Below are 18,730 nucleotides of genomic sequence, written 5' to 3'. Positions count from 1 at the left end.
ATGCAGTCTTGAGGGAATGTAGATTCCAAAAAGAATTCCTGGTGCTTTTAGCGCAGTGGAACCACTTCGACCCCATCCCGAACTCGATAGTTAAACTCTGTAGCGGCGAAGATACTTGGGGGGTAGCCCCCTGGAAAAATAGCTCAGTGCCAGGTTCTATATTACTGAAGAAGCTTCTTGGTTAATCAAGAGGCTTCTTTTATAGCTTATAATTCATCAGGGCAGACGCATACTCAAGCAGCTTAAAAGAAATAGCGCCAAAATATCTATTTATAGTGTAGTCAAAGTGTTGCTCAACTATAGATAGATATGTAAAAGTAGTTGATTCCTAAAATATTAATCAAGGATGTTGATTGAATGACGGTTTGGATGGCGGTGAGTTGTCCTAGTTGTAAATCTACGGATTTGGTAAGAAATGGAAAAATAAATAGGTCAAGCAACGCAACGCGCTTCGTTGCCAAAATCAAAAATGTCTTCGTGGCACTTTCATAGCTAATTATACGAATCATGCCTATAAACCTGAAGTAAAACAAAAGATTATTGAAATGGCAGTGGAATTAAAGATACTGCAAGAGTCCCTTCAATTAGTACTCATACAGTGATGAAAGAGCTGAAAAAAGCGGTGCGACCCCGCTAACTTTTAATCAGCAAGACAAAGAGCTTGCCCGCATACACGCGCACCAAGAAAAAGAGCCAAAATTAGAAAAAGTGGCGTTGCTGGGTGAGTAATGTTTCAGAAAATAGTTTCAACTGTATGAAACTTGAGATAGTGAAGTAAGAAGCGGATCGGACATTTCAGCATATCTAAAGATTTAGAATAACAGAGAGTCTTGCGATGTAAACGAGCTAAATAGTGTCGAAGTCTTGTATTCTCCCCCTCAACTCTGGTCATATAGGTCTTACAAACCAAATGATCTTCAGGGGCAATAAATCCAGGATATACTTTCCATCCGTCAGTGACGTAACAGAAACTATGCCAGCATTTAATGATTAACCAAAGGGTATGAAAACTAGAGCTACTGCGATCGCCTACTGTCCAAAGAATAATGCCTGGTTTCCAATAATTAACGATTGTCCAAACCCATATTTTATTGCGTTTATTTCCGATAAAAGTTTGTAATTCATCAATTTCGGTTATTTCAGGAATTTCTGACTCTTCTGGTGCATCGGGTAGCTTTAATCCTGCTTGCCTAACCCAATCCATGATGGTTGTATGATGAATTTCTGTAACTCGTTCAATTCCACGTAACCCCATGCCATTTAAATACATTTTGAGACATAGTTGTTTTACTTCTAGTGGATAGCTACGTATTACAGGCGATTCAACATACTGACGACCGCAATCGTGACACTTGTAGCATTGCTTTCCGCGGCGATGACCATTTTTAATAGTTCTATTTGATTGACACTTAGGACATTTCATCTCTTTATTTTACCCAACTTACCATTACTTATCCAGCAACGCCGAAAAAGTTAATCTTAAATGGTTGAAGCAGACAAAAGCACAAAAATTGACAGTAATAATCCAAAAAGTAGAAGTGGATGAAATAGAAAGCTATGTCGGCCAGAAAATTTACCAAAAATGGCCTTGGCATAGGATTGAGCACCAAACAGGAACAAACGCACGCTTTTGTGTTGGCAAAAAGACAAGCTCGAATGTTTTTCAAGTTGAAAAAGCTACTTCAATCATTTGGAATCAGCAAATTTTACGCCGACAAACTAAAGACATACGAGCGTCATCCTGATAAAGAAGAAAGAACTGTCAGTAAAGATAAAATGCTTCCAGATTGAGTGCCAGACACGGCGAATTTAGTTAGCCATCTGTAATCGCGCTGTTGAGAGAAAGCATCTGACTTTGAGGACTAGAATTACTCATATTACAGAGAAAAACAATCTGCTTTCCTAAGATTACTCAGATGCACGATTTAGTGATTGGTTTGTATATTAATAAGTATGAGTTGGGCGGAGATATTTGATTAATTCAACATCTTTGCTACACTAACGCTAATTTCTGGCGACTGAGAAATTACATATAATAAAGCGCAGTGATCGATAGTAAATACTTGCGACTCCATTTTACAGATTATCGTTGCGGAAGAAATTCCGTTACCAAAAACAGCAGGCGCAGCAAAAAGTTCTCCTGGGGGAATTAGGCGCACTAGTGTTTTCTTACCATTAGCAGCAGTCTTTTTAATTTCTAATTTTCTAATTAAAGCATGAAGCCGTTGCTCCAGGCGATCGCCTTCGTGCATTACTATTTGATCTTGTTGATATTCTCTAACGTGACTACACCGAACGAGACTTTCTAATTGTGAGATCGCGCTTATCTTGAAAGAGCGAGATTTATTGTAATTGAGCGATTAACAAGTAACCTTTAGTCAGCATTTATTGCAAAATAGTCCCAGTTAATTTATTTAAGCCAAAAATTAGAAACCTAAAGGATAAACGATCGGCTTTGCTCTAAGGTCGCTAATCAAGTCTATAAGCAAACATTTAGTAAATTATTGAGTATTTCTGTATCTTTGACTACCTTATACACTTTTGTCATGATATATTGACAACAGCAAATAATTGCCTGATTCGAGATTATTTTGACCAGCGATCGCGAATGCGTAGTCGCTTTTATAATCAATGCTGTTTAAAAAAAACTTCCATCGAAAATACATTAATCGGGGTGTTCTAAGGCGTTGGAGACGTAAATTTTATACTTTACAACAGAGCCACAAACACCAACCAAAATTTTCCTGGCAACATATTGGGCTTTCTTATCTTGGTAGTTTTATCGGCATCGCCATTTTAGCTTATCTTTCAGTTTATAGTTCTTACCCTTTGATTGCTGCACCTTTTGGAGCAACGGCGGTCTTGGTTTTTGGGGTTCGGTGATAGTCCTCTGGCTCAACCACGCAATGTTATTGTAGGTAATACAATAGGTGCATTGACTTGCGTAATTTTAGTACATCTATTTGGTACAGCCCCTTGGGTCATGGCTCTGGCGGTAGCTACCACCATTAAATTAACCCAATTAACCAGAACAGTACATCCACCAGCAGGAGCAGTCGCTTTAGTCGGAGTTTTGAGTAATGCAGATTGGCACTTTATTTTTACTCCAGCCTTAGGGGGGTCAATTATTATCGTTTTAGTTACTGTAATCTTTAGTAATTTAGTTGAGGGTAGACCTTATCCTAAGCATTGGCTGTAAACTTTTATAGGAACTTATGTAATTTTAGTAAATTGCGATCGCACTAAATTGCCTAGGTTGAGTCCAAAAAACTCATAAAATATTTAGCCCGAAGTTCAAGGGAATGCTGACCAAGACACGAAGGTGCCTGCGGGTGAGGGTTGGTCAAGTCTTTAAGTTGAGAAATGTGCAAACAAACTTTTTTACCGCCACCATTCGGTTTAATAAAGCCAAAACCTCTATCATCTTTCCAGGTTATTAATTCTCCTTTGTTTAGAACAGGTTTCATAAAATACTTTCATATAAATGCTTTTTAATAGTTTTCCCAAATTGAATGAAAAAAAGGCGATCGCCAATGATCGAGATTTAACGACTTAAGTTGATTTTCCTTAGCTTGCCACGAAATTATTATCAAATTGACATTACAGTGACAAATGTTTTATTTACACTAAAAAATAGAATTATTTAGTTTCTTATATGTCCACAATTAAAAAACAGCCATCTCGCCAGGCAAAACCAGAAAATTTTTGGCTTGAAAGTGTTAAAACTCTGGGTCTTAGCTTATTTCTGGCATTTGGGATTCGGACTTTTATTGCCGAAGCTCGTTATATTCCCTCAGGCTCAATGTTACCGACACTGCAAATAAATGACCGCCTGATCATTGACAAGATTAGCTATGATTTTAGCAATCCTAAAAGAGGAGATATTGTAGTTTTTAATCCCACCAAAACTTTAGAAGCAGAAAATTTTCATGAGGCTTTTATAAAAAGGCTTATCGGTTTACCTGGAGACAAAGTTGAGGTCAAAAACGGCAAAGTATATGTCAATAATCTTCCTATCAAAGAAAATTACCTCGAAGCACGACCTGATTATCAATGGGGACCAGTAGTCGTTCCTACTAACTCCTATTTAGTTCTGGGGGATAATCGCAACAATAGCTATGACAGTCATTACTGGGGTTTCGTCCCCCGTCAAAATATTATCGGTAAGGCAATGTTTCGTTTTTGGCCTTTTAATCGTATTGGCGATATCGAGCGTCCTGTTTATGTTTTGAAAAACACAGATAACAAATAGTTTTATGAATTCTTGTAGGCTGTTACCGATGTCGAACCATGCGCGGGGGTTTTTCCTCCTTGTTAGTTTAGATTAAGTAGACAAAAGGATTTCTTTTAAACAACTATCAGGTGCAGCTTTCTATGCACATTGGCTTAATACTTTTTAGAGCGATCGCAGATTTATTAACTAGTTGGACAAAATTGAACATCAAAAACAAGAGCATTTAGACCAAACCTCAAGACTGATTTTAGTTAGTTTGTACTCTATCATCAAATCGAAATTTGATTGACACTGCGGAATGTTTACTGCTGGTGCTGATTACCCGATTAACAAAAGCCTAACTGCCAATGCTAGCGTTAACTACGATAGCCTTTAGCAACGATCATGTTAATGGTGTTATCGGTGTAGCTGCAAATTTTAACGGATAATTTTGAAGATAGCATCCCAGAAATTCTGGGATGATGTTTAATCTCTTAAATATGAACTCGCCATCGAGAGCAGTCATGAGTGACAAGGATTTGCTATCTTCTTTGTATCTATAGTTGTAAACTAATTCTGCACTTAATAAGTTTAATTAAATAAGGTAAGAAATTAGAGGTTTTATGTCGAATATTAAGTATGTGGGAATGACCGTCGCGAATCTAGAAAAATCAATAGAATTTTATTCCCAGGTATTATCTTTTCGAGTAACTAAAGATACTGAAGTTTGGGGAGAAGATTGGGAAAAGCTACAGGGAGTTTTTGGTTTACGAATGCGGATAGTCCAGATGCAGCTTGGGGATGAAATAATTTCGCTTATGGAATATCTAACGTCCGAAGGTAAACCGCTTCCTGTGGATTCTGGCAGTAACGATCGCATCTTTCAGCATATTGCTATTGTAGTTAAAGATATGGATCGAGCTTACGAGCATTTACGTCAGTATAGAGTCAGACACTCTTCTACTAGTCCGCAGCAGCTACCTGAATGGAACAAGAAGCTAGGCGGGGTAAAAGCTTTTTATTTTAAAGATCCTGATGGACATAATTTGGAATTGATTGAATTTCCGCCAGATAAAGCCGATGATAAATGGTTGCAAACTACAGATGAATTATTTCTGGGTATCGATCATAGTGCAATAGTAGTCAAAAATGCTCAAGCAAGTTTTCCGCTTTATGGCGATCTTTTTGGCTTAGAATTGATGTTACAGGCGGAAAACTATGGCACTGAATATGAACATATTAGCGGCATCTTTGGGGCAAGAGTCCAAGTTAATAGTATGAAACCTTCCTTAGGCATTGGCTTTGAATTATTAGAATATATTGCCCCTACAAACGGTAAGGATATGCCGATAGATAGTAAAGCTAATGACCTTTGGCATTGTCAGACGACTATTACTGTATCTAATCTGGAAACTATGGCACAGCAATTGCGTACCGCACCCTGTAGCTTTATTTCTCCTGGCATAGTAGAAATGTCTGTTAACGAATTAGGCTTTGCTAAAGCTTTAGCTATTAAAGATTTAGACGGTCATGTTCTTCATTTGGTAGAAGAATAAATCTTGCTAGATTTGCAGTAGGTTAAGTTGTAAGAGAAATTAGTAGGCACGATGAAATTAATGCCTACTAATATGTTTATGTATTAATTTTTTGATTATTAATTTGTTTGTCAACTAGCTTTACGTAGATAGTGCGTATAGCCATGATTTAATTGTTTTTCTTCTGCTTCTTGGCTTAATTTATCTGCTTTTTCTTGCTTTTCTTGACCGCGTTCAACTGCTTGTCGATCGTCAGAAAAATCTCCTAACTTTTCTCTGATTGTAGCTTCAATATCTTCACTTCTAGCTTCTGCTTTAAGCTTTAGTTCTTCTGCTTTATTTTGAATACTCATACATATTATCCAAATTTTAGTTGTTTGATTGAGGATATTATTTTTACTCTCAAATATATTTTATCTTGAGATTGATTGTTTGTTTATAGACTAGCTTTCACTCTGAGAAAAGGTTGGTTATTGATGTAGTATTGCCTCTGTCTGTGGATACTCTTTTATTCTCGATGCTCTATCTGTGGCAAACATTTATTGATTTGGTATCAGTTCGGGTTAATTAATTTAACGGTTTTATCTCACCAATATATGCAATACCAATAATACTCAGTTTCCATTTTTTAGGATCTTTTTTAGTCGGAACAGCTTTATTGAAATCTAACTCAAAATCATTGGGATATTCTGGACATAAACAGATAGATGCGATCGCAAAGTCCTGAGATGTTAAAAATCGTCGCCAAGGTAAAGTAATTAAATTAATAACGTTTTGAGGTTTAATATTATTGACCCAAGAAGAATAGGAGCTAGTAACAATACGTTGTTTGTTAAATTCGATGGTAATAAAACCATCATTAAGATCGGATTTAATAAAAATTGCCATCAGCTTCCCTTTTAAAAGAAACTTTAATAAATTACCTTGATAAATAGTAAAATTTTTTTCCCTAAAAACTGTGTTTTGGTAAACTGATATTTTGGGAGGCTTGAAAAAGTAATTGCCATTCTCAAAAGATTCAAGGAAAGCCAACTCTTCAAGGTTATCACGATAAGTAGGAAATATTTTTAACTGCTTATCTTTCTTTTTTAGGCTGGTTTTAATTGTCTGTAGATTATTTATTGTTCCGAGCCTTTTTAGTTCGTTTACGATAGTCTGAGAAACGATTTGCACTCCTTGAGGTCTAGAGTAGTGAGCATGGTCTTTATCATTATATAAAGATTTAACGTACTCTAAATTATAAGTATTGCTTAATAGTTTAGTAATATTAATTGTTGGCAAACCGTAATGATAACCTGTTTTTTGATAAAGCTCTGATAAATAACAATGAGTATTATAAAAATTATCTAAATTAATGCCGAAAATTAGGATAACTATTAAGCAGTTAGGATTTGATTTGTTTACTTTTCTAACAAATCCCTCTAAAGCTTTTTCTGCTAACTCTAGAGAATAATGGTCTGTTTCAATAGCATGGCGGTCATTTACACAACATTCAAAAAATATAATATCGCTATTTGCACCTATGTCGTATCTAGATTCTTGAATAGTAGCAAAAATGTTAGGTACGCCACCCAAAGAATAATATTTCAACGATGTTTCTAAAGAGATTTCTTTTTTAATGTAAGCATTTAAATATTTAGCATAACCATTTCGCATTACTGAATTAGAACCGCCAACAATAGAAATATTTACCTTAATATTTTTTCTTCCTAGTATTTTTTTGATCATCATTTATTTTAATAATGAAAATGCTTAATTAGCTGTAAATAAAGCGTTTCTCGGTTTATCGAGATACATTGAACTTTTGCTTCCGTACGCTTGCGGCTAAATCCTTTATGGCTTTTGCCTTAAAACAATTCAATTTATATCTGACTAATTTGAGAACCGCCATAAATATAACGTTATTGTAATATTTAGTATCGTTATCTTTTTCGAATAAATCTAATTTTTGCTTATGCCTACTTTCGTCAAAATAGAAAAGGGAATAGTCAACAAAATTGCTTTTGATCAATATGTTCCTGCACACAAAAAATATGTACGCCAACTAATTGCTCAAGGACACAAAGCGAGAACAGGCTATTGGAAAGGATTAGGAGGAGGAATGCTGATTTTTGAAGCAAGTTCTCTTCAAGAAGCACAAACTATAGTCGCTCAAGATCCCTTGATTGCTAACAAGTGCGTAGATTTTGAGCTTTATGAATGGTGCATAGTGGTTGAATAACTCGTTGTATACAGTAATTTGAGCTTTTTAAAACTTTATTGTCAAAGACATGATGACTGAAAGTTGCCATAAATAAAGTAAAAGTCACAAGCAACATCCTGCATTAACTCAAAAAATAGACTATTTTGAACGAAATCTGCTGCATAGCAATTAAGTTATCTTAGAAGTTGCTCGACTTTAATCTATAAGGCGTTAATCGATTTGACAATAATCTCTGATACTCTTAATTAGTGCTAAACCTTTAAATTACGATAGACTTTCAAATACCGATCACAAATTTATTCTGTATATAATAGAGGAGATACTAGTTTGAATACTCAGTCATCAAATAGTTGGCAGCCTTTGCTGGGTGGTATTGTTGCTGCTTTAGTAGCTTTGCTTGCTTTCAATTCATTTGTCATTCTTAATCCAGGTCAGGCTGGAGTTTTAAGTATTTTAGGCAAGGCTCAAGATGGCGTATTGCTTGAAGGACTCCATTTTCGTCCACCATTAGTATCTAATGTAGATATTTACGATTTAACGGTACAAAAATTTGAAGTACCTGCCGAAAGCTCTACTAAAGATTTACAAGATCTTAAAGCTAGCTTTGCAATTAACTTCCGTCTCGATCCGATTCAAGTAGTTGAAATTAGAAGAAAACAGGGAACATTGCAAAATATTGTCTCAAAAATTATTGCTCCTCAAACCCAAGAATCATTTAAAATCGCAGCAGCCAGAAGAACGGTTGAAGAAGCAATTACTAAGAGGAATGAATTAAAACAAGACTTTGATAATGCTCTGGGAGAGCGTTTAGACAAATACGGCATCATTATCTTAGATACCAGCGTCGTTGACCTTAATTTCTCTCCTGAATTTGCTAGAGCAGTTGAAGAGAAGCAAATTGCCGAACAAAAATCCCAAAGAGCAGTATATGTAGCTAGAGAGGCAGAGCAGCAGGCTCAGGCAGATATTAACCGTGCCAAAGGTAAAGCTGAGGCTCAAAGACTATTAGCAGAAACGCTTAAAGCTCAGGGTGGAGAACTAGTATTGAAAAAAGAAGCGATCGAAGCTTGGCGAGAAGGTGGAGCGCAGATGCCCAGAGTATTAGTTACTAGTGGTGATTCTCAAGGCGGTATTCCCTTCTTATTTAATTTAAGTGAAGCGGAGTAGCTTTTGAAGGGATAAAGGATGAGGAATAAAAGCATTTCCTTTTCCCCTCCTATTTTCCAACTATTCCCAACCTAATAAGCTAGCCAATAGGGCTTTTTGGGCGTGCATTCTATTTTCTGCCTGATCCCATACACGCGATCGCTCACTCTCGATCGCCTCATTGGTAATTTCTTCTCCTCGATGGGCAGGTAAGCAATGGAGAATAATAGCCTGAGGATCGGCATGATTAATAAGCTGCTGGTTTACCTGATAGGGTTTAAAAATAGGAATCCTTTGATCTGCGGAGTCTTCTTGTCCCATACTTGCCCAAACATCTGTATAAACTACCTGCGCTCCTTCTACAGCAGCAATGGGATCTTGGGTAACAACAATCTCAGACTTACCCGCAGCAATTTTTTGAGCGCGCTGCACAATATCGGGGTCTGGTTCATAACCTTGAGGAGCAGCAACCCTGATATTTAAACCAGTCAAAGCACCTCCCAGGAGTAGAGAGTTAGCCATATTATTTCCATCTCCTAAATAAGTTAGGGTTTTGCCCGCTAATGAACCAAAACACTCTTGTACCGTTAATAAATCAGCCAAAATCTGACAGGGATGCTCTAAATCAGTCAAAGCATTAATAATCGGAATTTGAGCATAATTAGCAAAGGTTTGGAGATCTGCTTGGGCAAAGGTGCGTATAGCCAAGATATCAAGGTAGCGGTCTAATACCCTAGCAGTGTCTTCAATTGGTTCACCACGACCAACCTGAGTCAAGCTAGGATTAAGATCGATGACCTGTCCCCCTAGCTGATACATTGCCACGCTAAAAGATACTCTGGTACGGGTTGAGGCTTTATAAAATAGTAAACCTAAAACTTTATTGCATTGAATAACTAGTTCTTGATTTTTTAGTTTACGAGCTAATTCTAATAAACTCAGAGTTTCTTCGGCGTTCAAATCGGCAGTGCCAAGCAGATCTCTTCCTTTAAGCTTTTTCATATTGCCAAAATTTAATGGTGAGTAAGAAAGTGTAAGATTTAGGCTGAGATGAGAAGAGTTAATTCTAAAATTAAACCTGAACTTAATCAACTACATTTTTTTGGTTTAAGCTATCGATCGCGCTGGGGAGAGATAATCTGCGATCGCTGGTCAAGAAATTCCTGCTTGAAACAAACGACCAATAATTTCTTCAATTGGTGGATCGTTGACGTTTAAATCTTGTATTTGTAATTGAGCCAAAATCTGAGAAATAGTGGAGGTTAGTTTTTCTCTGGGGATTAAAAATTTAACTTCTTGTCCTTGGATAGATTCAATCTCGCCAAATTCTTTCAATTCTGTCTCTGAGACTGGCTGTGCCAATACCACTTTTACTTGACGATAGGGGGCAAAGCGGTCAAGTAAACCATCAAGTAAGCCGTCATAGATAAGTTGTCCCTGATGAATTAACAAAACGCGATCGCACAATGCCGTAATGTCTGCCATATAGTGGCTAGTCAGCAAAATTGTTGCTCCATAGCGTTGATTATATTCTTGCAGAAACTTTCTGACTGCTACTTGAGCATTAACGTCTAAACCCAAAGTCGGCTCATCGAGAAACAATATCTGAGGATGATGTAGCAAAGCAGCTAACAACTCAGCCTTCATTCTTTCTCCTAAAGAAAGCTTTCGCACTGGCTGATTAAGCTTATCGGTAACATCTAACATAGTCGCCAATTCGCCCAGACGCTGTTTGAAAATCTTGTCGGGAATATTGTAAACAGCAGCATTAATGCGTAAAGAATCTAGAGCAGGTAAGTCCCAAAGTAATTGCTGCTTTTGTCCCATCACTAGGCTGGTTTTGTGTAAAAACTGAGGCTGACGGCGAAAAGGAATATGATCTGCCACCATTACCTCTCCCTCAGAAGGATGGATTAAACCCGTTAACATTTTTAGAGTGGTAGTTTTGCCTGCACCATTAGCACCCAAAAATCCGACCACTTCCCCTGGCTGAATCTGGAAAGTTACATTTTGCACAGCTTTGATTTCGCGATAGGTACGGCGAAAAAAGTGGGTTAAAGTTCCCTTGAGTCCTGGCTTTTTGATCGCTACAGGGTATATTTTACTGAGGTTTTCGACGGCAATGATAGACACGGTTTAAGGGATGAGGGATAAGGGATAAGAAGTATAGTCACTTTAAATAGCAACCAGTTGGTTTTGGGAAAAAGTAACGAGTAATGAGTAACGATTAACCTAGTTATCAATACAAAACTACTATACGCCAACTAATTAGAATGACTATATAGCTAATTTGCTAACTCTCTATTTACATTAGACTACCTTTCAATTATTAAACCTGCTTGACTGTTTTTTTGGCGATCGCTACGGTAGATCTTAAGTTGGGTAACGATAACCTACTACCCAATACCCGCTACCTATTACTCAACCAATTAATAACAGGGCTTAAACAAGAAGTATTGCATTCTGTGCTTGTTTTTATTTACCAATATGTATAGTATATTTACTATGAGTTTTTTTTTTACATAGATTTTAATCTATAAATTTTAATAAACATTATGAATTATTTAGTTTCAGCTCGAAACACTTTAGTTTGGTTTTGTTTTACTGTCTATGTCTTTACAGCGGTTTTTTTATTACCTAATATGCTCGAATTTAGTTCCCAAAACCCAGATATCTCTAATCAACAAGTATTAGAATTTGCTTCTAAATTTATTTTTCGTATTGCCTTAACTTTACCGATGCTTTTTTTACTCAAAAATGCTGTTTGATATTAGTCGTTTTTTATTGGTGATTGAGAAATGTTAGAAGCTTGTATTTTAGCCACTATGTTATGTGGATTTTTTGGCATTATCTTTAAACAAAATCTAGTCATGAAAATTATCTCGATGGACATTATGAGTACAGGAGTCATTGCCTATTATGTGCTGGTAGCATCACGGGATGGTTTGTATACGCCCATTGTGAGCAATAAAGATAATATTGCTTATGCCGATCCTGTTCCCCAGGCGGTTATTTTAACGGCGATTGTGATTGGCTTTTCAATCCAGGCTTTAATGCTGGTGGGAGTAATGAAGTTAGCAAAAGATAATCCGACTTTAGAAACGAGTGCGATCGAAGAGAATAATACGCCATGATCAAGATGACGATCGCCTGGCTAGCTATACCATTTTTTATCGGCTTTGTTATTTATCTGTTTCCCAAGCTAGATCGGATTCTAGCATTAGGAATTGCTCTAGTTTCGACTGCTTACGCCGTGGTGATATTTTTACTCGGTTCACCTTTAGATATTCAGTTACTAGATAATTTTGGCGTTACTTTAATCATTGACCAATTAAGTGGCTTTTTTATTCTTACTAATGCACTGGTGACAGCAGCAGTTATTCTTTACTGTTGGCAAACTGGCAAAACAGCTTTTTTCTATACGCAGCTAATTATTTTGCATGGAAGTGTTAACGCTACTTTTATCTGTGCTGATTTTATTAGTCTCTATGTGGCACTAGAAGTAATTAGCATTGCATCCTTTCTGCTAATTGCTTATCCCCGCACTGACAGATCGATTTGGGTAGGATTGCGCTATCTTTTCGTCAGCAATGTAGCCATGCTGTTTTATTTGGTGGGGGCAGTGCTGGTATATCAAGCGCATCATTCCTTTAATTATGCAGGTTTACGTGGTTCTCCCCCAGAAGCGATCGCCCTAATTTTTCTCGGACTATTAGTTAAAGGCGGTATTTTTGTTTCAGGCTTGTGGTTGCCCTTAACTCACTCCGAATCAGAAAGTCCTGTCTCGGCAATGCTTTCGGGAGTAGTAGTTAAAGCGGGTGTCTTCCCCTTAGTACGTTGCGCGCTGCTGTTGGCAGAAATCGATCCTATTGTCAGGTTTTTTGGCGTGGCTACAGCACTTTTTGGAGTAGGTTTTGCGGTTTTGGAAAAAGATACCAAGCGGATGTTAGCGTTTCACACTATTTCTCAGTTAGGTTTTGTCCTTGCTGCGCCAGTTGTAGGTGGTTTTTATGCCCTAACTCACGGTTTGGTCAAGTCTGCATTGTTTTTAATTGCGGGGGTTTTACCTAGTCGCAACTTTAAACAACTGCAACAGCAACCTATCGATAATAAGATTTGGCTGGCTTTAGCGATCGCTAGTTTTTCAATTTCTGGATTTCCTTTACTGTCTGGTTTTGGGGCAAAAGTCTTAACTAGCAAAAATCTCTTACCCTGGCAGGTGATTGGCATGAATCTTGCTGCACTGGGAACAGCAATTTCTTTTGCTAAATTTATTTTTCTGCCACACGGAAGGCGACTAGGAGAGGGAGATACTGGGGGACATGAAGAGCGGGCGCAGAAGAAGATCCAACCTGGATTTTGGTGGGCGATGGTAATTTTACTAGGGGGATTAATTGGTGCAAATGTTTTTTACTATCAAGCCTATAGCTTACAAAATACAATTAAACCTTTAGCCACTATTGCTTTAGGTTGGTTGGCTTATCTTTTAATCTTCAAGAAACTAGCAATTAAAATACCCCGTGATTTTGAGCAATTCGATCATTTGATTGGGGTCATGGCAGTAACGTTAGTTTTACTTTTCTGGATAGTATGGAGGCGATCGCAATTCTCAATATAATACTACGACTAACAATTTGGTTTTTACTCACTGCTGATTATAGTCTGGCTAATATTATTATCGGCGTGGCGATCGCGCTGCTATTGCCTCGTAGCTATACATCTCCAGAAGCGTTAAATGATTGGCTACGGGTGTTGTGGGAAATCGTCGTTGCTATTCCTCAAGCTTATATTGAGGCAATCCAAATTATGCTTCGACCCCACAATGAAGAGGATATCGTCAGGAAAAGAGTTAAATCTCGACGGACACCAGGACTAATATTTCTCGATATATTTTTGATTACCTTTACCCCTAAAACTATTGTCGTGAAATATGACGAAGCTGGCTGGTATGAGGTGCATCGAGTTAAACCGAAGGTAAGGAGTAGAGAAGCCAATAGAGATTAGACCTCTTGCACGAATCACTATGAACTACTTATTTAGGAGGCAAAAGGGGAAAGTAATTCGAGCATTCCCTTGCGCCTAACGGCGACGCGGGGTCTCGAATTTAAAGGGAAAAATGATTAATTTTCTATTCATGCAAGAGGTCTATTAACTTTAATAACTGATAAATGAAACAATGGATTCAATTTTGATAGCGATGATTTTAGCTTTATTAATCCCAATCTACGAAGCTTGGCAGGATGACGATATTTGGCAAAAAATGCTGGCATTTGCCAGTATTGCCACAAAAACCTCAATTATGATGCTATTTATTTCTGTTCTACGGGATGATTGGTCAATTGGAGTTGTCGCAGTCCTCATTTTGAGTGTAGGCAATGCGGGATTAATGCTCTTGGCACATTTAATTAAACGGTTAAACGAAGCATAGATTATATAGATGGTATCTGGATAAGAGCGTTTGGCTTGAATAAAAATTTATTGAGGAAAAGTATTTTATGATTGACATTTTAAGTTACAGTCTGTTGATTATCGGCATTATATTCTGGTTTTGGGGAACATTGCCCTTAATTGGCAACAGATCCGTACTATTTAAGCTTCATAGTCTTTCTGTCGCCGATACCCTTGGTTCTATGACTATTATTTTCGGGTTACTACTTAAAATACCCAATGAATGGTCGTTGTTGCTCTTGGCAATTATTTCCTTAGCAATTTGGAATACAGTACTGGGCTATGTTTTGGCGTATTGTTCTAGTAGTGGAAAAAGCAATGATTGATAATTACATCTATGCCATTGTTGCCTTAATGCCATTAGCGGCTTTGATGTTGGTATTCCAAGTTAATCCTTATCACGCGTTGGTTATCCGAGGCATTTTAGGAGCGATCGCAGCATTGATCTATGCAGTTTTAGGCGCAGCAGACGTGGCTTTAACTGAAGCTTTAGTAGGGACAATGTTGGCAATTACTCTTTATGTCGTTGCCGTCCGTTCCTCCTTGGTAATGCGTCTTGGGGTACTTTCAGAAATGAAGGCACGCAAAGATATTAAAGATATTTATTTAAGAGAACTAATAACCAATCTTCAAAAAGTTATTACTCAATATCATTTACGTCTTGAAATAGTCGAATATTCCAACTCAAAAGCCCTAGAAAAAGCACTGATGGCTAAAGAAGTTCACGCTATTTGTAGTAAATCGGCATCAAATAATAGCCCAATGTATCAAACTGCAATCAGAGTGCAGCGTCTGTTTGAAATTATGCAAACCGAATTAATCGCACCAGAAACTACTTTGACCTACGTAACCGTAAACAAAGAGGAGGATCATTCATGAAGTGGCTTTATCTTGCAGCAGGATTAGCATTCTTCGTCAAAATGCTGATTATGCCCAATCCAGCAGCCCAATGGCAAGAAGTTTCCATTGTTGGTTCGATAGTAGAAGATACTGGTGTACCTAATGCAGTTTCGGGCATAATTTTTCGCAATCGTCTTTATGACACAATTTTTGAGGTGGTAGTATTTTCGATCGCCATCTTGGGGACGAAATTTTTGCTAGCAGACGAACAACCTACCGAAACAGTCTATCAATTTAGCGATCGCCCGTCTATGATTCTTGCACGCCTGGGTGCAACCATTGCTGCCTTGGTAAGTATCGAATTAGCAATTCGCGGACATCTTAGTCCTGGTGGCGGTTTTGCTGCGGGGGTTGCAGGAGGAACAGCGATCGGTTTACTTGCCATTACCTTATCATCTCAACAAATGGAAGCAATCTATCAAAAATATCATGCTGCTACCTGGGAAAAGCTTTCAGTGCTGATTTTTATTTCCTTAGCGGTGGTAACTTTAATCGGTTGGAAATTACCGCCAGGAGAATTAGGCACGCTTTTTAGTGGAGGAATTATTCCTTTACTCAATATTTTAGTTGCTGTAAAAGTGGCATTAGGCTCGTGGGCAGTGATTTTACTGTTTATTCGCTATCGAGGGTTATTATGATCTAAAATCTTAATTACAAGTAGTTAAGCGATGTAGTTCCCCGCCGACTCGATAAAAATCAAATCTAGAATTAGACCGAAAAATTTCTGGTGGTAAAAGTTGTTCTTGGTTAGCAAAAGATATATCTAAGTCAAAGTCTTGTTGAGCGGGAATCGTAGCTATTTGATTGGACTTTTGTGGCTGGATTTTAATAGTATCAAAGGCAATCTCATCCGCTGATTGATGACAATATTTATTTAAAGAAGATTCTACCGAAACTAAATGCCCATTACGCTTGATAGTTAAAATAGCTTCTGCTTGTTTACGAGTTGGAACTTGGTTGCCGTTATTTTGCTTGCCAAAAGGTAACAAGACTAAATAAGATAGATTACCATTTTTAGCCTGAAAACCTTGACCATTCTTTAGGAGATACGCAGGAATAAAGATGGAGCTATGGTCACTTTGTTTGGCTTCTCCTGAGTAAAAATAAGCGTTGTCTTTTTGGCAGATATTGACATAAAAGCTGTCCGTCTCAAAAGCGTAAACTTCTTGGTATGCTGCTCCTATTTGCTGACAGTCGTGCCAGTCTGAAGTGAGCCTAAAGGAGTAGTCTGCATCGGTCGAAGCAAAGACATCAACCGCTAGAAAATTAACAATGATAGCAACCGTCGTTGTAGCAATAACTGTTGTCTTCATATTTAATTTTTTTATCATAATGCTGATTCGCAATTCTTGCCCTTCTTAATATTACCCACTAAACCAAAGAACATAGCTCAAGTCAAAATAGTTTTTGTATCCTAAGTTTCTTAAGTCAAATTGGCAATCAGTCGGTAAACCGTATTTTACTGGTCTTTATTTACTGCTCTACAATAGAAATATAGGTTTTAAAACAATAAATATATTTTATTTATTTTTCTCTTAGCGAGATGTAAGTTAAATTCAGGTTAGATAAATATTATGGGATTTTTTGACTCTCAAGTAGTACAAGAAGAAGCCAAAAAGCTTTTTGAGGACTATCAATCTCTGATGACATTAGGTAGCGAATACGGCAAATTTGACCGAGAAGGCAAAAAAATGTTTATCGATCAAATGGAGCAATTAATGGAACGCTATCGCATTTTTATGAAGCGGTTTGAGCTATCAGAAGATTTTATGGCACAGATGACTGTGCAGCAATTGAAAACACAGCTAAATCAATTTGGCATGACTCCCCAGCAAATGTTCGACCAAATGGAAGTGACCCTTAAAAGAATGAAGGCTGAAATTCAACCATAATTTTGCGAAAAACTTATTGCATTTGGCTGTTTTAGCAGCTTAGTCTTTTGCTACACAATCAAAAGCGCTAAGCTCAACGGCATGGCTTCGCTACGCAAATTACCAGTTTGGCAATGCGATAATCTGTAAACATTCTTATCTTATCTGCTAACTAGGTTCTCCTAACTTATTGAGAAAAATGGGTTCTCCATAATCTTCTGATAATTTTTCAATAACATCTAACCCTAGAGGAAAACTGGTTATATAAGGATTTCCTAAATAAAAAGTAAAATAATTATCAGAAGAATTACTGTTAGTTCCCTGACGATAAGCAATATCATTCCAGGAAACTAACAAGGAAGGATACAAAATATTGAAAGGAGAGGTTACGGCAAGATAAAGCCCTTCATCGGATACACCAATACACAAATTACTTAAAGACAAAGAACCACTCTTTTGCTCATGTCTAAAAGATACTCTTTGATTTATATTTTTGTAAAATGCAGTTGGCGGACTGTTTTCAGTCTGATACTTTTTTGATAGTTCTTGCCATCCACCAAAAGAAGAGATTAGCCAAAGTCCCAAACATATTATAAAAGCTGTGAAAAGAAAATTTTGGATCATGCTTATGATTTTTATTTAAGGAAGATTTACAGATATTTAATAACTACCATTTAATTTGTAAATAGCCTTTGGCTGGTTTTTCCAATTCTTCTGGGGTTAACCAATCCATTGCTTTATAAGTACCAAATATTTTATCCCACCAGTCTACTGCCAAGCCAAAATTACAGTCCCACTGATTATATTTATGATGTACATAATGGACAGGCATTTTTAGCCAAACACACTTGGTTGGACATTCATGTTGTAATTGATGAGCATAGGCAGAAAAAGCAGCATAGACAATACTGCCTGCCACAGCACTAATTCCTATTGGTATTGAGATCAAAAACGCCAAAAAGCTTAAAGGAACTACCAGCGCATAATCTTTGAACTCTAATAAAACCCCGTTAGCCGTATTGGCTCGATGATGTTCATAATGAGGAATAATATCTCTACCCAAGCGAGGATCTATGTGCATCCAACGATGTAGCCAATATTCCACAAAGCTTGCAAAAATAAAAGCTGCTACAAAAGCAGTTAAAAGAAGCATAAGCTAAATTTTATTATTGGTTGATGTGCAAGAAATAAAATTATATCTTGTTCTTTTTAAATAAATATAAATTCACTATAGCGTTACGTTTTTTGATTATGACATCAGGTTGGTGGGCTTTTCGCGATCGCGCTGCCTCGCAAGACAAAGGCGCACTTCCGCAGGTATGCTGACCAAGACAAGCCCCTATGATTTATACCGCCCTAAGCAATGGTCTGGCTGTAGTATATTTTGCAGGTAAACCGAAAAGAATTATCGTAA

27 protein-coding genes and 1 rRNA gene are annotated in these 18,730 nt (G+C 37.3%); 18 read left to right on the top strand and 10 right to left on the bottom strand.

The features are described 5' to 3' along the window. Positions 1-37 precede the first annotated feature (37 nt). Together rrf and SLP02_RS26885 are read left to right on the top strand one after the other, a co-directional pair. Positions 38-155 (top strand): 5S ribosomal RNA (rrf, locus tag SLP02_RS24565). A gap of 202 nt (positions 156-357) precedes the next feature. Next, entirely contained in the window at positions 358-492 is a 135-nt protein-coding gene (locus SLP02_RS26885; RefSeq protein ID WP_413467286.1) for an IS1 family transposase, read from the top strand. Between the two features lie 241 nt (positions 493-733). Here SLP02_RS26885 and SLP02_RS24560 read toward each other — a convergent pair whose 3' ends face one another. Beyond that, positions 734-1,423, bottom strand: a complete 690-nt coding sequence (locus SLP02_RS24560; RefSeq protein ID WP_319423355.1) for an IS1 family transposase — start codon at positions 1,421-1,423, stop codon at positions 734-736. A 64-nt stretch (positions 1,424-1,487) separates the two neighbouring features. Between SLP02_RS24560 and SLP02_RS24555 the strand changes: the two genes are divergently transcribed. After that, positions 1,488-1,745, top strand: coding sequence for a hypothetical protein (locus tag SLP02_RS24555; RefSeq protein WP_319423354.1), 258 nt, complete (start codon positions 1,488-1,490; stop codon positions 1,743-1,745). A gap of 231 nt (positions 1,746-1,976) precedes the next feature. Here the strand turns inward: SLP02_RS24555 and SLP02_RS24550 are convergent, their stop codons facing one another. After that, positions 1,977-2,252: a cyclic nucleotide-binding domain-containing protein gene (locus SLP02_RS24550; protein ID WP_319423353.1), complete on the bottom strand. Its 276-nt coding sequence runs from the start codon at positions 2,250-2,252 to the stop codon at positions 1,977-1,979. A gap of 379 nt (positions 2,253-2,631) precedes the next feature. On the opposite strand from SLP02_RS24550, the gene SLP02_RS24545 reads away from it, so the two are divergent. Further along, the gene (locus SLP02_RS24545) at positions 2,632-2,883 is read left to right on the top strand and encodes an HPP family protein (protein WP_319423352.1); all 252 of its coding nucleotides are present in this window, start codon (positions 2,632-2,634) and stop codon (positions 2,881-2,883) included. Next, complete coding sequence (locus SLP02_RS24540; protein ID WP_319423351.1) at positions 2,870-3,199, top strand: HPP family protein; 330 nt, start codon at positions 2,870-2,872, stop codon at positions 3,197-3,199. Before SLP02_RS24545 ends, SLP02_RS24540 begins: the two co-directional genes overlap by 14 nt. A gap of 52 nt (positions 3,200-3,251) precedes the next feature. On the opposite strand, the gene SLP02_RS24535 is transcribed toward SLP02_RS24540, so the two are convergent. Then, a complete protein-coding gene (locus tag SLP02_RS24535) occupies positions 3,252-3,467 on the bottom strand; it encodes a cold shock domain-containing protein (protein ID WP_319423350.1) in 216 nt (71 codons plus the stop codon). Positions 3,468-3,655: 188 nt separating this feature from the next. Between SLP02_RS24535 and lepB the strand changes: the two genes are divergently transcribed. Then, positions 3,656-4,252 (top strand): signal peptidase I, encoded by a 597-nt coding sequence (lepB, locus tag SLP02_RS24530; RefSeq protein WP_319423349.1) that lies wholly within the window; start codon positions 3,656-3,658, stop codon positions 4,250-4,252. A 584-nt stretch (positions 4,253-4,836) separates the two neighbouring features. Next, the gene (locus SLP02_RS24525; protein ID WP_319423348.1) at positions 4,837-5,769 is read left to right on the top strand and encodes a VOC family protein; all 933 of its coding nucleotides are present in this window, start codon (positions 4,837-4,839) and stop codon (positions 5,767-5,769) included. A gap of 110 nt (positions 5,770-5,879) precedes the next feature. On the opposite strand, the gene SLP02_RS24520 is transcribed toward SLP02_RS24525, so the two are convergent. Together SLP02_RS24520 and SLP02_RS24515 are read right to left on the bottom strand one after the other, a co-directional pair. Next, positions 5,880-6,101 carry a hypothetical protein gene (locus SLP02_RS24520; protein WP_319423347.1) on the bottom strand — a complete coding sequence of 74 codons (222 nt, stop codon included), beginning with the start codon at positions 6,099-6,101 and terminating at the stop codon, positions 5,880-5,882. 214 nt (positions 6,102-6,315) lie between these two features. Then, the gene (locus tag SLP02_RS24515) at positions 6,316-7,479 is read right to left on the bottom strand and encodes a hypothetical protein (protein ID WP_319423346.1); all 1,164 of its coding nucleotides are present in this window, start codon (positions 7,477-7,479) and stop codon (positions 6,316-6,318) included. Between the two features lie 223 nt (positions 7,480-7,702). On the opposite strand from SLP02_RS24515, the gene SLP02_RS24510 reads away from it, so the two are divergent. Then, complete coding sequence (locus SLP02_RS24510) at positions 7,703-7,969, top strand: YciI family protein (protein ID WP_319423345.1); 267 nt, start codon at positions 7,703-7,705, stop codon at positions 7,967-7,969. A 309-nt stretch (positions 7,970-8,278) separates the two neighbouring features. Beyond that, positions 8,279-9,118 (top strand): prohibitin family protein, encoded by an 840-nt coding sequence (locus SLP02_RS24505; RefSeq protein ID WP_319423344.1) that lies wholly within the window; start codon positions 8,279-8,281, stop codon positions 9,116-9,118. Between the two features lie 60 nt (positions 9,119-9,178). Here SLP02_RS24505 and argF read toward each other — a convergent pair whose 3' ends face one another. After that, positions 9,179-10,099 carry an ornithine carbamoyltransferase gene (gene argF, locus SLP02_RS24500; protein WP_319423343.1) on the bottom strand — a complete coding sequence of 307 codons (921 nt, stop codon included), beginning with the start codon at positions 10,097-10,099 and terminating at the stop codon, positions 9,179-9,181. A 150-nt stretch (positions 10,100-10,249) separates the two neighbouring features. After that, entirely contained in the window at positions 10,250-11,230 is a 981-nt protein-coding gene (locus SLP02_RS24495) for an ABC transporter ATP-binding protein (protein WP_319423342.1), read from the bottom strand. A gap of 422 nt (positions 11,231-11,652) precedes the next feature. On the opposite strand from SLP02_RS24495, the gene SLP02_RS24490 reads away from it, so the two are divergent. The 8 genes from SLP02_RS24490 to SLP02_RS24455 all read left to right on the top strand — a co-directional run bounded on the left by SLP02_RS24490 (position 11,653) and on the right by SLP02_RS24455 (position 16,083). Continuing rightward, a complete protein-coding gene (locus tag SLP02_RS24490; protein WP_319423341.1) occupies positions 11,653-11,865 on the top strand; it encodes a hypothetical protein in 213 nt (70 codons plus the stop codon). 30 nt (positions 11,866-11,895) lie between these two features. After that, the gene (locus SLP02_RS24485) at positions 11,896-12,231 is read left to right on the top strand and encodes a cation:proton antiporter subunit C (protein ID WP_319423340.1); all 336 of its coding nucleotides are present in this window, start codon (positions 11,896-11,898) and stop codon (positions 12,229-12,231) included. Next, the gene (locus SLP02_RS24480) at positions 12,228-13,715 is read left to right on the top strand and encodes a cation:proton antiporter (RefSeq protein WP_319423339.1); all 1,488 of its coding nucleotides are present in this window, start codon (positions 12,228-12,230) and stop codon (positions 13,713-13,715) included. The genes SLP02_RS24485 and SLP02_RS24480 overlap by 4 nt, the downstream gene beginning before the upstream one ends. Next, a complete protein-coding gene (locus SLP02_RS24475; protein ID WP_319423338.1) occupies positions 13,688-14,101 on the top strand; it encodes a Na+/H+ antiporter subunit E in 414 nt (137 codons plus the stop codon). Before SLP02_RS24480 ends, SLP02_RS24475 begins: the two co-directional genes overlap by 28 nt. A gap of 172 nt (positions 14,102-14,273) precedes the next feature. After that, entirely contained in the window at positions 14,274-14,525 is a 252-nt protein-coding gene (locus SLP02_RS24470) for a hypothetical protein (RefSeq protein ID WP_319423337.1), read from the top strand. Between the two features lie 67 nt (positions 14,526-14,592). Then, on the top strand, positions 14,593-14,871 hold the full coding sequence (locus SLP02_RS24465) for a monovalent cation/H(+) antiporter subunit G (protein WP_319423336.1): 279 nt from the start codon (positions 14,593-14,595) through the stop codon (positions 14,869-14,871). Next, entirely contained in the window at positions 14,864-15,424 is a 561-nt protein-coding gene (locus tag SLP02_RS24460) for a DUF4040 domain-containing protein (protein ID WP_319423335.1), read from the top strand. The genes SLP02_RS24465 and SLP02_RS24460 overlap by 8 nt, the downstream gene beginning before the upstream one ends. Beyond that, positions 15,421-16,083: a Na(+)/H(+) antiporter subunit B gene (locus SLP02_RS24455; protein ID WP_319423334.1), complete on the top strand. Its 663-nt coding sequence runs from the start codon at positions 15,421-15,423 to the stop codon at positions 16,081-16,083. The genes SLP02_RS24460 and SLP02_RS24455 overlap by 4 nt, the downstream gene beginning before the upstream one ends. A gap of 9 nt (positions 16,084-16,092) precedes the next feature. Here the strand turns inward: SLP02_RS24455 and SLP02_RS24450 are convergent, their stop codons facing one another. After that, a complete protein-coding gene (locus tag SLP02_RS24450) occupies positions 16,093-16,758 on the bottom strand; it encodes a hypothetical protein (RefSeq protein WP_319423333.1) in 666 nt (221 codons plus the stop codon). A gap of 261 nt (positions 16,759-17,019) precedes the next feature. Between SLP02_RS24450 and SLP02_RS24445 the strand changes: the two genes are divergently transcribed. Beyond that, a complete protein-coding gene (locus SLP02_RS24445) occupies positions 17,020-17,337 on the top strand; it encodes a DUF1825 family protein (protein ID WP_319423332.1) in 318 nt (105 codons plus the stop codon). A gap of 147 nt (positions 17,338-17,484) precedes the next feature. Here the strand turns inward: SLP02_RS24445 and SLP02_RS24440 are convergent, their stop codons facing one another. Together SLP02_RS24440 and SLP02_RS24435 are read right to left on the bottom strand one after the other, a co-directional pair. After that, on the bottom strand, positions 17,485-17,901 hold the full coding sequence (locus SLP02_RS24440) for a hypothetical protein (protein ID WP_319423331.1): 417 nt from the start codon (positions 17,899-17,901) through the stop codon (positions 17,485-17,487). Between the two features lie 82 nt (positions 17,902-17,983). Beyond that, entirely contained in the window at positions 17,984-18,469 is a 486-nt protein-coding gene (locus SLP02_RS24435; protein ID WP_319423330.1) for a sterol desaturase family protein, read from the bottom strand. Between the last annotated feature and the right edge of the window lie 261 nt (positions 18,470-18,730).

The organism is Pleurocapsa sp. FMAR1, assembly GCF_963665995.1.
Classification (GTDB): Bacteria; Cyanobacteriota; Cyanobacteriia; order Cyanobacteriales; family Xenococcaceae; genus Waterburya.
The sequence above is the reverse complement of the archived record's forward strand: the minus strand, read 5'-3'. Positions and strand labels throughout refer to the sequence as shown.